General features: G+C 73.1%; 9 protein-coding genes. 5 read left to right on the plus strand and 4 right to left on the minus strand.

Annotated features, from left to right (window positions below; translation table 11 throughout):
• The gene (locus ACFYZZ_RS43380) at positions 1 to 1,809 is read left to right on the plus strand and encodes a prolyl oligopeptidase family serine peptidase (protein WP_389189010.1); all 1,809 of its coding nucleotides are present in this window, start codon (positions 1 to 3) and stop codon (positions 1,807 to 1,809) included.
• Positions 1,810 to 1,853: 44 nt separating this feature from the next.
• On the opposite strand, the gene ACFYZZ_RS43385 is transcribed toward ACFYZZ_RS43380, so the two are convergent.
• Positions 1,854 to 3,710 (minus strand): NAD-binding protein, encoded by a 1,857-nt coding sequence (locus ACFYZZ_RS43385; protein WP_389189095.1) that lies wholly within the window; start codon positions 3,708 to 3,710, stop codon positions 1,854 to 1,856.
• A 164-nt stretch (positions 3,711 to 3,874) separates the two neighbouring features.
• Between ACFYZZ_RS43385 and ACFYZZ_RS43390 the strand changes: the two genes are divergently transcribed.
• Both ACFYZZ_RS43390 and ACFYZZ_RS43395 read left to right on the plus strand, forming a co-directional pair.
• Positions 3,875 to 4,954, plus strand: a complete 1,080-nt coding sequence (locus ACFYZZ_RS43390) for a permease (protein ID WP_389189013.1) — start codon at positions 3,875 to 3,877, stop codon at positions 4,952 to 4,954.
• Entirely contained in the window at positions 4,951 to 5,676 is a 726-nt protein-coding gene (locus ACFYZZ_RS43395) for a TIGR03943 family putative permease subunit (protein ID WP_389189016.1), read from the plus strand. The genes ACFYZZ_RS43390 and ACFYZZ_RS43395 overlap by 4 nt, the downstream gene beginning before the upstream one ends.
• A gap of 12 nt (positions 5,677 to 5,688) precedes the next feature.
• On the opposite strand, the gene ACFYZZ_RS43400 is transcribed toward ACFYZZ_RS43395, so the two are convergent.
• Entirely contained in the window at positions 5,689 to 6,498 is an 810-nt protein-coding gene (locus ACFYZZ_RS43400; protein WP_389189019.1) for a hypothetical protein, read from the minus strand.
• A gap of 245 nt (positions 6,499 to 6,743) precedes the next feature.
• On the opposite strand from ACFYZZ_RS43400, the gene ACFYZZ_RS43405 reads away from it, so the two are divergent.
• Complete coding sequence (locus tag ACFYZZ_RS43405; RefSeq protein ID WP_389189022.1) at positions 6,744 to 8,561, plus strand: APC family permease; 1,818 nt, start codon at positions 6,744 to 6,746, stop codon at positions 8,559 to 8,561.
• A 36-nt stretch (positions 8,562 to 8,597) separates the two neighbouring features.
• Here ACFYZZ_RS43405 and ACFYZZ_RS43410 read toward each other — a convergent pair whose 3' ends face one another.
• Complete coding sequence (locus ACFYZZ_RS43410) at positions 8,598 to 9,407, minus strand: SDR family NAD(P)-dependent oxidoreductase (protein WP_389189025.1); 810 nt, start codon at positions 9,405 to 9,407, stop codon at positions 8,598 to 8,600.
• Between the two features lie 342 nt (positions 9,408 to 9,749).
• Complete coding sequence (gene kdpB / locus ACFYZZ_RS43415) at positions 9,750 to 11,903, minus strand: potassium-transporting ATPase subunit KdpB (RefSeq protein WP_389189098.1); 2,154 nt, start codon at positions 11,901 to 11,903, stop codon at positions 9,750 to 9,752.
• A gap of 598 nt (positions 11,904 to 12,501) precedes the next feature.
• On the opposite strand from kdpB, the gene ACFYZZ_RS43420 reads away from it, so the two are divergent.
• Positions 12,502 to 13,914: a hypothetical protein gene (locus ACFYZZ_RS43420; protein WP_389189028.1), complete on the plus strand. Its 1,413-nt coding sequence runs from the start codon at positions 12,502 to 12,504 to the stop codon at positions 13,912 to 13,914.
• Positions 13,915 to 13,922: the final 8 nt, after the last annotated feature.

Genomic DNA, 13,922 nt, shown 5'->3' on the forward strand with positions numbered 1-13,922 from the left:
ATGAGTGAGAGCAGGACGCCGGACACGCCGGACATGCCGGACTGGGAGAAGCGCTTCAGGGCGCCGCGGGTCTCGCTGCCCGACTGGGCGGAGGACGCGCCGGACCGCTCCCTGTTCGTGTCGAACGCGACGGGCACGTACGAGCTGTACGCCTGGGACCGGGCGACGGGCGAGCAACGGCAGGCGACGAACCGGCCGAACGGCACGACGGACGGCGTGCTCTCCCCGGACGGCACGTGGATCTGGTGGTTCGACGACAAGGACGGCGACGAGTTCGGCATCTGGCGCCGCCAGCCCTTCGCGGGCGGGGCGGACGAGACCGCCGTGCCCGGCCTGGAGCCCTCCTACCCGGCCGGCCTGGGCCTCGCCCGTGACGGGCGCACGGCGGTGGTCGGCCGCTCGACGGACGAGGACGGCACGACCATCCACCTCGCGCGCCAGGGCGAGGACCCGGTCGAGATCTACCGGCACCGCGAGTCGGCGGGCGTCGGCGACCTCTCCTACGACGGCTCCCTGATCGCGATCGAGCACACCGAGCACGGCGACGCCATGCACGCGGCCCTCCGTGTGCTGCGCCCGGACGGCACGACGGTCGCCGAGCTGGACGACACCAAGGGCGGCAGCGAGGAGCTGGGCCTGGAGATCCTCGGCTTCGCACCCGTGGACGGCGACACCCGCCTCCTCATCGGCCACCAGCGCCGGGGCCGCTGGGAACCGCTGGTGTGGAACGTGGCGACGGGCGAGGAGAGCGACCTCGCCCTCGACCTGCCCGGCGACGTCGCCGCCGAGTGGTACCCGGACGGCAGCGCCCTGCTCATCGCCCACAGCTTCGAGGCCCGCAGCGAGCTGTTCCGCTACGACCCGGCGGCGCGCGAGCTGACCCGCATCCCCACCCCGCCCGGCACGGTCTCCGGGGCGACCGCCCGCCCCGACGGCAGCGTGGAGTACCTGTGGTCGTCGGCCGCCGAGCCGCCCGCGGTCCGCTCCACCACCGGCGAGGTCGTCCTGGACCCGCCCGGCATGAAGTGCCCGCCGTCCGTGCCGGTCGAGGACGCGTGGGTGGAGGGCCCCGGCGGCCGCATCCACGCCCTGATCCAGAAGCCCGCCGGTGCCACCGGCCCCCTCCCCACGGTCGTCGACCTGCACGGCGGCCCGACCTGGCACGACAGCGACTCCTTCGCCGCCGGCCCGGCCGCCTGGGTGGACCGGGGCTACGCGGTGATCCGCATCAACTACCGCGGCTCCACGGGATACGGCCGCGCCTGGACGGACGCCCTGAAGCACCGGGTCGGCCTGATCGAGCTGGAGGACGTGGCCGCCGTCCGCGAGTGGGCGATCGGCTCCGGCCTCGCCGACCCCGAGCGCATGGTCCTCACCGGCGGCTCCTGGGGCGGCTACCTCACCCTCCTCGGCGTCGGCACCCAGCCTCAGGCGTGGGCGGTGGGCATCGCGGTCGTGCCGGTCGCGGACTACGTCACCGCGTACCACGACGAGATGGAGTCCCTGAAAGCCATGGACCGCACCCTGCTGGGCGGCACCCCCGAGGAGGTCCCGGAGCGCTTCGAGGCGTCCTCCCCGCTGACCTACGTCGACCAGGTCAAGGCCCCGGTCTACATCTCCGCCGGCGTCAACGACCCCCGCTGCCCGATCCGCCAGATCGACAACTACGTCAAGCGCCTGGAGGCCCGCGGCGCGGTCCACGAGGTGTACCGCTACGACGCCGGGCACGGCTCACTGGTGGTGGACGAGCGGATCAAGCAGCTGAGACTGGAGATGGAGTTCGCGGGGAGGCACTTGGGCGGGGTGTGAGCCGACTTCTTGACTGTCCAGGGGGCGGAGCCCCCTGGACAGGGTCAGCCCAGCTCGGCCAGCCCCCGGCGAGTAGCGGCAACGACGACCCGGTCTCCCTTGCGGAGCACATAGTCGCCGGGAACGTCGGCGCGGCCCTCCAGCGCCAGCACCCGGAACGCCCCCGCCCGGAACGCCTCGGCCATGCTGTGCCCCTCCAGCTCCGGGTGCCCGGCCACCTCGACCGCGGCGAGCAGCAGCACCCGCCGCTCCACCGGAATCGCCCCCAGCACCTGACGCCCCAGCATCGCCCCGGCGAACGCGGGTGCGGCCAGATGCGACACGCTCCGGCTGCGTGTGGACGCCTGCGGATGGGCGGCCCGCAGCGTCCGGTACACCGCGGTCGCGAAGTCGTCGTCGTACAGCCGCAGCACCACCCGCAGATCCGGCCGCACCGACCGCGCGTACAGCACGGCCTCCAGATTCGTCGTGTCCGCGCTGGTCACCGAGAGCAGCGCGTGCGCCCGGTGGATCTTCGCGGCCTCCAGCACCCCCTCCTGGGTGACATCGCCCAGCACCACCGGTACCCGCAGCCGCCGCGCGGTCGCGAGCCCCCGCGCCTCCGGGTCGGACTCCACGCACACCACGGGAATGTGCAGCTCCCGCAGCCGGGTCAGCACCCGCGTACCGATCTTCCCGAGGCCCAGCAGCACCACATGCCCGCCGAGCCCGCGGGGCGGCTTGCGCAGCGCGGACGCGGTCCGGAAGGTGCCCAGCGCCTCCAGCACCGCCGCCAGCAGCACCGGCAGCAACAGCAACCCGACCAGCCCGGAGAGGAGTTGGAGGATCTGCCGCCCGAGGGACGCGCCGAGCGCCGGATCGTCGATCGCGAACAGGTCCAGCAGCGTCAGGTAGAAGGCCCTCAACGGATGGATCCCGGTGACCACCCACAGCGCGACGGCGAGCGCGACCACACACCCCACCAGCCCGGCCAGCGACCACCGCAGCCGCCGCGAGAAGAGGGAGGCGAGCGGCGGTACGACCCCCATCCCGCGCCCCGTCGCGGCCGCCTCGGGACCGCCGAAGGAGGACACCTGCTCCAGCACCACGGCGGCCCGCCCGGCGGCCTGCCGCACCTCCTCGTCGTCCGGCAGCAGCACGGGTTCCTGCTCCCTGCCGCCGTCGGACCCGTCCGCCCCGGCCGGATCCCTGCCGGGCGCCGAGAGCAGGGCCAGGGTGCACAGCCCCGGAGCGGCGATCTGCCCGTCCCCGGACGGCGCCCGCTCCACGGCCCGCAGCAGCAGACCCTCGGTCTGGACGACCTTGGTCGTGCCGGCGACGGCGGCCGCGGCCAGCGCGGGCGCGGCGGTGTCGGCGTCGGACAGCACGGTCGTGGACGCCTCCGCACCATCGGCCGCCGTCGCGCCGGACGCCAACGCGGCGGCCTGGTCGAGGAGTTCCTCGATGTGCTGGCCCAGCCGACGGTTGTACAGCCGCAGGACGAGCCGCAGGCGCGGGTTGAGCCGACGGGCGGTCAGCGCGGCCCGGATGTTGGTCTCGTCGTCGTCATGGACGAGCGCCAGCGCGGCGGCCCGCTCCACACCGGCCTCGGCGAGCACGGCCTCCGTCAGCTCGAAGGCCTCCAACACCCGCTCGCCGTCGGCCCGGTGGGCGTTGCCGCCGTTACCGCCGTTGCCACCGCTCCCCGTCGTCCCGTTGCCGCCGTTGCCACCGCCCAGTCCGACGGCGGCGCTGACCACCCGGTCGAGCAGCGCGGCCGACGCGGCCCGGGCCCGCCCCACCACCGGGGGCCGTGCCGTGCGCTCGCTCGGCGGCACCACGAGGGTGACCTGCTCGCCGTGGACTCCGCGCAACTCGGCCGCCAGCCGGTGCGCGAGCCCGTCGTCACCGCAGACCACCATGTGCGCCGCCGGGGCGCCGGACCCACCTTGATACGGAACGCTCGCCACGAGGGAAAAGACTGCCCCAAGGAGACAGGTGGTTCCAGCAACGAAGTGAACACCCGTGCCCGCCCTCGCGTATTGATGGGGAGGGAGAGGCAGCGCACAGCCGGAGGTACTCGCCCGTGGCCATCACCGAAGACGCCCCGCCCGGCGCCACCGGACGCGACCCGGCGCGCCCGTCCGACGACGGACCGGGCGAACGGCCGGGCCAGGCAGGCCGGGAGGGCCACGCAGGTCAGGACGGACCGGAGAGCCGGCGCCTCAGCTCCCCGCTGATCCTCACCATGACCCTGCTGCTGGCGGTGCTCGCCCAGTCCCCGATCCGCGGGGTCCTCGGGACCCCGCTGATGCAGAGCTGGATGACGGTGTTCGTGGCCGTGACGGTCCAGGCGCTGCCCTTCCTCGTCCTCGGGGTCCTCCTCTCGGCGGCGATCGCGGTCTTCGTACCCCCGTCCTTCTTCGCCCGTGCCCTGCCGAGCCGGCCCGCCCTGGCCGTACCGGTCGCCGGGATGGCGGGCGCGGTGCTGCCGGGCTGCGAGTGCGCCTCGGTGCCGGTGGCGGGAGCGCTGGTCCGCCGGGGCGTGACCCCCGCGGCGGCCCTGGCCTTCCTCCTCTCGGCCCCCGCGATCAACCCGATCGTCCTGACCGCCACGGCCGTCGCCTTCCCGCGCAACCCGGAGATGGTCCTGGCCCGGTTCGTCGCCAGCCTCCTGGTGGCCTGCGCGATGGGCTGGCTGTGGCAGCGGCTGGGCCGCACGGACTGGCTGCGCCCGCCGGCCCACGGCGCGCACGAGGGCGCGACCAGGGGCGAGACGTTCTGGAACTCGGTCCGGCACGACACCGTGCACGCGGGCGGCTTCCTGGTCCTGGGCGCGATGGCTGCGGCCACGCTGAAGGCGGCGACCCCGGCGACCTGGCTGCGCACGGCGGCCGACAACCCCCTGGTCTCCGTCCTGGCCCTCGCCGTACTGGCCGTACTCCTGTCCATCTGCTCGGAGGCGGACGCGTTCGTCGCGGCCTCCCTCACCCAGTTCTCCCTGACGGCCAAGCTGGTGTTCCTGGTGGTGGGCCCGATGATCGACCTCAAGCTCTTCGCGATGCAGGCGGGCACCTTCGGCCGCGCCTTCGCACTGCGCTTCGCCCCCGCCACGTTCGCGCTGGCGGTCGCGGGCGCCGTGGTGACCGGGACGGTGCTGCTGTGAACCGACAGGCCCAGGCGGCAGTGATGTTCCTGCTGGGCGCCGCCCTTGTGCACGCGGGCGCCACCGACCTCTACCTGCGCTACGTCAAGGCGGGCCTGCAGCCGATGCTGCTCGCCTCGGGCGCGGTCCTGATCGCGGCGGCCCTGGCGACGGCGTGGTACGAACGCAAGCGGAACAGGGCGGCGAAGGCCACCGCCCACGCCGGCCATGCGCACCCGGAGCCGCGTATCTCCTGGCTCCTCGTGCTCCCCCTGCTCTCCCTCATCCTCGTCGCCCCGCCGGCCCTGGGCTCCTACAGCGCCCTGCGCACCGGCACCGCACTGCAACAGCCGTACGGATACGGCAAGTTGCCCGCCGGTGATCCGGTCCCGCTCAGCGTGGTCGACTACGCGTCCCGCGCGGCCTACGACCACGGCCGCTCCCTGCACGGCCGCCCGGTCCGCGTCACCGGCTTCCTGGCCCTGGACCACAGCGGTGCGCCCTACCTCGTCCGCATGGCCCTCAACTGCTGCGCGGCGGACGCCCAGCCGGTGAAGATCGCCCTCACCGGCAAGCTGCCCCCGGTCCTGCAACCGGACGCCTGGCTGGAGGTCACGGGCACCTACACCGCCAAGCTGACCCACGACCCCGTCAACAACGGCCCGATCCCGTACCTGTCGGTCACCTCGGCGAAGCCGGTACCGACGCCGCAGGATCCGTACGACGAGACCTGGAACAACTGACGGGCCGGGCGGTCAGCCCAGGCACACCACGAGCAGGCAGAGCTGGGACGGGGAGGTCGCGGCCGGGGAGGGGCTCGTCCGGGGCGTGCCCGAGTCCGTGCCGCTGCTGGTCGAGGGCGCGGGAGTGGGGGTGGACGGCTGCTGGGCAACGGTGCCGGTGCCGCTGCCGTTGGAGGCCGGGGCGGGGACCTGCTGATGCGCGGCCGGTGTCTGTGCGGGGACCGGAGCGGCCGCGGCGTCCGGGTGGGTGTTCACCACGGTGATCCGGGGTGCGGTGGCGGCGGTCTGCCGGTGCGGGGCGGCGGCCGCGGGCTGCTGGGTGTGGGCCGGGGTCGTGGTGCGCGGGGACCGGTGGTGGCCGGGGGGTGTCGAAACCGGAGGAGTGCCGGCGTCGGTCTCCCCGTCGGTGGCGCCCATGGGCCGGTTGTCCGGGGCCGAGGCCGCCTGGGCCCGGTCGGCGGACTGGCGGTCCATCGAGGCCAGGGTGAGCCCGCCGCCGACGAGCGCGACGGCCGACGCGACCGCGGCCCGGCGCTTGTTCTTCTTCCACCGGGCCAGCTGGCGGCGCCGGGCGGCCCGTCCCTGCGAGGCGGCGGGCGCGTCCTCCACGTCGTCGGACGCGGCCTCGTCCATCGCGGACGGCGTGGGCCCGACAGCGAGATCGTCGTCGTACCAGGCGGCGGGAGTGGTGGCAGGGGCGGCTGCTCGCGCCGCGGGGACGGCCGGCGGCGTCCGCGGGGCTATGTCCGGGGCGTACGCGCCGCAGCCGGGACACACCAGGGCGCCGTTCAGATGCCGACGGCACGAGGAGCAGTAGTCCATGTGAGGTCTTTCTGAGTCGACGCGTTCGCACGCGGGATCGAGCGGCCTGCAAACGCTAACGAGGCTTTCGGAAGACCGTGTGCGGCCCATGTGGGCCTCCTGCACACATTCACAGAGGATTCGTGGGGTGACTCGTGCCCCTCGTGAAACGGGATGCGCACGCGGACGGCCGATCCCGAGGAGCCGTACGGCCGTCGCGCGCGGAGACTGGTCCGGACCGTCCTGCCGTCCGTGGTGAGGTCCCGATGGCGTATGGCCTGGCACGTCGTGAGCTGGAACCGCGGGTCCCGCTGCGCCCGGGCGAGGGGGAGAAGCACCACCTCACCAGTCTGGAAGGGCTGGCCGCGCTGTCGCTGGACGCGCTCAGCTCGGTCGCGTACGGCCCCGAGGCCATCGTGCTGGTGCTGGTGGCGGCCGGGACCGCGGCGCTGGCCGCCACCCTGCCGGTGACGCTGGCGATCACCTTCCTGCTCGCGGCGCTCGTCGTGTCGTACGCCCAGGTCATCGCCGTACACCCGGACGGCGGAGGCGCCTACGCGGTGGCCAAGAAGGACCTGGGCGCGGCCTCCAGCCTGCTGGCCGCGGCCAGTCTGGTCGTCGACTACGTCCTCACGGTCTGCGTCAGCCTCACCGCGGGCGCGGACGCCCTGGCCTCTGCGTTCCCCGACCTGGCCCGGGACAAGCTGCTGGTGTGTCTGGTGGGCCTCGCGCTGCTGACGGTCGTGAACCTGCGTGGTGTGGCCGACAGCGCCCGGGTGCTGATGCTGCCGACGGTGCTGTTCATCGTGGCCATCCTCGGGGTCGTGGTCGGCGGCCTGCTCCGCTCCCATCCGGCGGCGATGGTGGGCACCGAGCAGCCCGTCCAGGCGCACGAAACCCTGGGTCTTCTCCTCCTCCTCAAGGCGTTCTCGTCCGGCTGCTCGGCGCTGACGGGCGTGGAAGCCATCGCCAACGCCGTGCCGACCTTCCGCACCCCGCGGGTCAGGCGCGCCCAGCGCACCGAGTTCATGCTGGGCGGGCTGCTGGGCCTGATGCTGATCGGCCTGGCCGTGCTGATCCGCCGTGACCACGTGGCCCCGCGTGGCGGCGTCACCGTCCTGGCCCAGCTCACCGCAGGCGCCTACGGCGACGGCTGGGCGTACTACGCCACCAACCTGATCGTCACCCTGGTCCTGCTGCTCGCGGCGAACACCAGTTTCGGCGGGCTGCCGGTGCTGATGAGCCTGCTGGCCCGCGACCACCGGCTGCCCCACCTGTTCGGGCTGCGCGCCGAACGGCCCGTCTACCGCTACGGCGTGGTGGCGCTCGCCCTGCTGGCCGCGCTGCTGCTCATCGCGTCGGACGCCGACACCCACCGGCTGATCCCGCTGTTCGCGATCGGGGTGTTCATCGGGTTCACGCTCAGCCAGCTCGGTCTCGTCCGGCACTGGGCCACCGAGCGACCCCCGCGCTGGAAGCACCGCGCGCTCATCAACGGCACCGGGGCGGTGCTCACCACCCTGGCCACGCTGATCCTCCTCTTCACCAAGTTCCTGGAGGGCGCCTGGGTGGTCGTGATCGCCGTACCGCTGCTGATGCTGCTGTTCTCCCGCATCCAGCGCTACTACACGGAAGTCGGCGAGGAACTCGGCCTCGGCCGCATCCCCGACCCGCCCGCCCCGCGCCCTGGGAGCCTGGTCATCGTCCCGCTCGGCGATGTCAGCAGACTCGCCCGACACGCCATCGGCGCCGCCCTCGCGCTGGGCGACGAGGTGGTCGCCGTCGCCGTCCACAACGACCCCGACAAGACCCGCGCCCTCCAGGAGACGTGGGCACGCTGGAACCCGGGGGTACGCCTCGACATCATCGACAGCCCGCACCGCTCCCTGGTTCAGCCGATGGTCGAGTACGTACGGAACGCGGCCCGCGACGGCCGGCAGATCGCAGTCCTGATCCCCGAGGTCGAACCCCGCCACCGCCGCTACGAGATCCTGCAGAACCAGCGGGGCCTGCTACTGGCGACCGTACTGCGGGCCCGCACGGACGTGGTGGTGTGCATGCTGCCGTACCGGCTGCGGATGTGAGGGGGGCGGACGGTGGTGGTCCGTTTGGAGGGTTCTTCAAGCGGTGCGGCCGACCAGCAGGTCCGCCAGCTTGCCGAGGCGCCTGACGGTGCGGTCCTCGGTCGCGGCCGGAGCCGGGTCGACGCGCTCGTCGCGGTCGTAGTAGGCGCCGTTGACGATCTCGACGGCCGGGTCGCACAGCCGGATCACGTGCGCGGCTCCCTCGGCGGGGGAGCCGCCCTCGTGGGCGTAGAGGGGAAGCAGGGCGGTGTCACATACGCCCGGGTGGACGGACACGGCGGTGACGCGCGGGTCGGCCGCGAAGACCGTGAGGGCGAGCTGGGACTGGGCGTACGCGGCGAGGCGGGAGTAGCGGCGGGCGCGGTTGGGGTCGGCCCACTGGATGGAGGCCGTGCGGTGCAGGGAGGACGAGACGTTCACGACCCGGCCGCCCGGGTCGCTCGTCAGGGCCGGCTCCAGCAGGCACGTGAGCAGGTAGTGGGCGAGGAAGTTGACCTGGAAGGCGATCTCGTTGCCGTCGGCGGTGACGGTGTGCCGCTCGGGGGCCGCCATGCCCGCGTTGTTGACCAGGACGTCCAGGTGCGGGTGGGCGGAGACGATCGCGCCGGCGAGGGTCTCCACCTCTTCCAGGTGGGTGAAGTCCGCGCCATACGGGTGTAGTTGGGTTGTCTGGGCTCCTGTCGTGGCGATGAGGCGGTCGGCCGCAGCCCGCGCCTCCTCGGCGGTACGGCCGTGCAGCAGCACGGTGGCGCCGCGCTCGGCCAGCCGGCGGGCGGTCTCGTAGCCGATGCCGGAGGTGGCGCCGGTGACCAGGACTGTGCGGGAGGAAAGGGTGGAGTTGGACATCGTCCCATCCGGGCTTTGCGGGCACGCCGGCACGGCCCGGTAAGGGGCGGTGGGCGTGCGGTGGAGAAGGAGGAGCGAGGGGCGCCGGAGCCGATCACGGCGCCCCTCGGGTCACGGAAAGCGGCGTCGGCGGACGCGCGTCGGCGGGACGCGGGCGCTTCCGTTCAGCGCGGCTGACGACGCGACGGCCGAGCGGGACTCGGCGGCCGGTCGAAGAGAAGCCAGGCGCTGTTCACAGGCTCCATGGAAGCCGTCCCGCATCCGCCGGGCAAGCCGGAACGCCCATCTCTGACGGGGCTCTGACGTGCACATACGCGTCCTTGACGGGGAGCCTGGCGGGCTTCAGCCAAGGCCCGGCACCCCCGACACGAGCAGGTCGATCAGCTTGATGCCCACGAAGGGCAGCACGAGCCCGCCGAGCCCGTACACGAGCAGGTTGCGGCGCAGCAGGTCGTGGGCCGAGGACGGGGTGTAGCGCACCCCGCGCAGGGCCAGCGGGATCAGCGCGACGATGATCAGCGCGTTGAAGATGATCGCCGAGGTGATGGCCGAGGTCGGGCTGTGCAGGCCCATGACGTTCAGCGACTCCAGGCCGGGGTACGAGCCCGCGAACATCGCCGGGATGATCGCGAAGTACTTCGCGACGTCGTTCGTGATGGAGAACGTCGTCAACGCACCCCGGGTGATGAGGAGTTGTTTGCCGATCTCGACGATATCGATGAGCTTGGTCGGGTTGGAGTCGAGGTCGACCATGTTGCCGGCCTCCTTGGCGGCCGACGTACCGGTGTTCATCGCCACGCCGACGTCCGCCTGGGCGAGGGCCGGGGCGTCGTTGGTGCCGTCGCCGGTCATGGCGACCAGCTTGCCGCCGGCCTGCTCCCGCCGGATCAGCGCGAGCTTGTCCTCAGGGGTCGCCTCGGCCAGGTAGTCGTCCAGGCCCGCCTCCTCGGCGATGGCACGGGCGGTGAGCGGGTTGTCGCCGGTGACCATGACCGTGCGGATGCCCATCCGGCGCAGTTCGGCGAAGCGTTCGCGGATGCCGTCCTTGACGACGTCCTTGAGGTGGATCAGGCCGAGGACGCGCGGCCCGTCCCAGTCGTGCACGGCGACCAGCAGCGGGGTGCCGCCGGACGCGGCCACGGCGTCGGCGTACATCCGTGCCTCGGGCGGCACTTGGCCGCCGTACATCTGCACCCACTCGATCACCTGCTGGGCCGCGCCCTTGCGGATGGCGCACACGGCTCCGTTGTCCCAGCGCAGGTCGACGCCGCTCATCCGGCTGCGGGCGCTGAAGGCGACCCAGCGGGCGTTCGTCAACTCGCCCTCGGCGGGCGCCCGCAGCCCGTACCGCTCCTTGGCGAGGACGACGACCGAGCGGCCCTCCGGGGTCTCGTCGGCCAGCGAGGAGAGCTGGGCGGCGTCGGCGAGCCGCCCTTCGTCGACGCCGGGCAGCGGGACGAAGGCGGCGGCCTCGCGGTTGCCGAGGGTGATGGTGCCGGTCTTGTCGAGCAGCAGGGTGTTCACGTCGCCCGCCGCCTCGACCGCGCGGCCGGACAGGGCGACGACGTTGCGCTGCACCAGCCGGTCCATGCCGGCGATGCCGATCGCGGAGAGCAGGGCGCCGATCGTGGTCGGGATGAGGGTGACGAGGAGCGCGACCAGCACCGCCGTCGACTGGGCGGCTCCGGCGTACTCGCCCATCGGCTGGAGGGTGACCACGACCAGCAGGAAGATGATCGTGAGCGAGGCCAGCAGGATGTTCAGCGCTATCTCGTTCGGTGTCTTCTGCCGGGACGCGCCCTCCACCAGGGCGATCATCCGGTCCAGGAAGCTGTGGCCCGGGCGGGCGCTGACCCGTACGACGATCCGGTCGGACAGGACCGTCGTACCGCCCGTGACCCCGCTGCGGTCCCCGCCCGACTCCCGGATCACCGGCGCCGACTCACCGGTGACGGCGGACTCGTCCACCGCGGCGGCCCCGTCGACCACGTCACCGTCCGCCGGGATCATCTCGCCCGCCTCGACCACCACCACGTCCAACGGCTTCAGCGCGCTCGCGGCCACCGCCTCGGTGCGGGCGGTGCGCGGATCGGTGCCGTAGCGCCAGTCGAGCACGCGTAGCGCCACCGTGTCCGTACGGGCCCTGCGCAGCGACTCGGCCTGCGCCCTGCCGCGGCCCTCGGCGACCGCCTCGGCGAGGTTGGCGAAGACCACCGTCAGCCACAGCCAGAGGCTGATGACCCAGGTGAAGACGGCGGGGTGGAGGAGGGCGGACAGGGTGGTCAGGGCCGCGCCGACGGAGACGACGAAGAGCACCGGGTTGCGGACCAGGGCGCGTGGGTGCAGTTTGCGCAGCGCCTCGGGGAAGGAGCGGACGAGCTGGACGGGTTCGAACAGCCCGCTCGGGGCCCGGCGTCTCCCCCTTCGTTCCGGTAAGGGCCTGATGGTGCGCCGGGGACGTGACGGTCGAGCCTGCTCGGGGGCGGCGGGAAGCATGGACACCTTCGTGCCTTGAGGGCGGACAGGGACTGTGGCCACGGTCCGTGCGGTGCCGGGGCCCCGGCACCGCACGGGGCGCACCGACGTCAGCGATGGGATGAAGGACGTCGGTGCGCGGGTGCCTGTCCTCGGGACACGCACCGGACCGCCTTCGCGCCACTGCGGAGTGGGGACTCCACCGGTCGGGTGGGGCCGCTGACGCCTGCGGCCCCAGTGGCGGCCGACAGCGAATCTAACGCCGCATGCGGCACCAACCCGCCCGAAGCGTGCGGAATTTGCGGCACTCATACGGCGACTCCGGAGCCGCCGTCAAAGGGCCGTCAAACCGAGCTGAGTAGCCATCAGGAAACCGTCAACATCAGCCATCCATGGCCGGATCCGGTCGCAGACTGATCGGCAACGGGGGACGGGAGACCGTCCGTGGCGTGACGTTGGAGGGACCGTGACTCTCACGGCCGAAACAGCGCAGGGTCCTCGGACCGAGGGGGGCACTCCGTCAGGACGGGATCCGTCAGGGGGCAGCCCCGGACCGCGGAGACGAGGGGGGTCGCGGACGGGCGATCCGGGTCCGGGGCTGCGCCCTCAGCAGCAGGTCGTGGCCGCGCGGGCCGCTCTGCGCCGCCGTTTTTGGGCCACCGTGCCCGCACGGCTGCGTCTTCTGCGCGCGGCCACGCTCCTGCTCGCCGCCGCCGTGGCCGTACTGCTGACCGTCGCCGGGCTGGCCGCGAACGGCACCTGGGACAGCGTGGCCGGACGGGACGCGCCGCGCACCACCAGCGCCGCCGACCTCAACCTCGCCCTCAACGACATGGACGCCCAGGCCGCCAACATGCTGCTGTCCAGCGGCGATGCGGGCAAGGGCCGCCTGCGGACGCCGTACGAGAAGGCGGTCGGCTTCTACGGCGACGCCCGGCGCGAGATCGGGCACGACCTGCGGACGCTCGCCGTCGCGGCACAGGGGGACCGGTCCGACGAGAAGACCGTGGAGAACCTGACCGACGACTTCGCCGAGTACCAGGAGCTGATCGGCCGCGCCCTGGAGAACGACGGGCACGCCGGCGGCAAGGCGTCCGCCCTGGTCGACTACCGGCGGGCGACGGACCTGCTGCAGAGCAGGCTGCTCCCCGAGTCCCGCACGCTGGTCTCCTCCAACGACCGCGTCTTCGACGGCGAGTACGGCGCCGCCCGCTCCGCCCTCGCCGGCCGGCTCGCCGCCGTCGTCGCGCTCGGCGTCCTCCTGCTCGCCGTGCTCGGCCTTCTGCAGTGGTACCTGGCCCGCCGCTTCCACCGGATCCTGAACCCCGCCGTCCTGGCCGCCACCGTGTGCACGCTGCTCGCGGTGGTCCTCGGCGCGCAGCTGCTGACCTCGTCGTCGGAGAACCTGCGCGGCGCCCGCCGCGACGCCTTCGACTCCGTCGTCGCGCTCTCCCGGGCCCGGGCCATCGCCTACGACGCCAACGCCGACGAGAGCCGCTACCTGCTCGACCCGCAGCGCCGGGACCAGTACCAGCGGGCGTTCCTCGCCAAGTCCCAGAAGTTGTACGGCATCCGGGGCGCCACCCTCGCCACCTACGACCGCGAGCTGGCCAACACCTGGCAGGCCTACGAGACCGACCGCCACGACCTGCGCTTCACCGGCGAGTTCCGGCGTGAGCTGGACAACATCACCTTTCCCGGGGAGCGCACCGCGGCGGAGCGGACCGTGCGGGCGTACGTCGTCTACGAGCACGACGACCGCAAGATCCGCTCGCTGGTCGCGACCGGGCAGGAGCGGGCGGCCACCGAGTTCTGCATGGGCTGGGAGCCCGGCACCTCCAACGCCCACTTCGGTGCGTGGATGGCGGCGCTGGACAAGGTGAAGGGCATCAACCAGGCCCACTTCGACTCGTCCGTGCGCGACGGCCGTTCGGCGGTGGACACGCTCCTGCCGTGGGCGGTCGCGCTGCTGCTTGCGTCGATGGCGCTCACGGCGCTCGGGCTGCGGCCTAGGTTGGCGGAGTTCCGCTGATCCCGGGA

Origin of the sequence: Streptomyces sp. NPDC001816, from assembly GCF_042892235.1 — a bacterium.
In the GTDB taxonomy this organism is placed as follows: domain Bacteria; phylum Actinomycetota; class Actinomycetes; order Streptomycetales; family Streptomycetaceae; genus Streptomyces.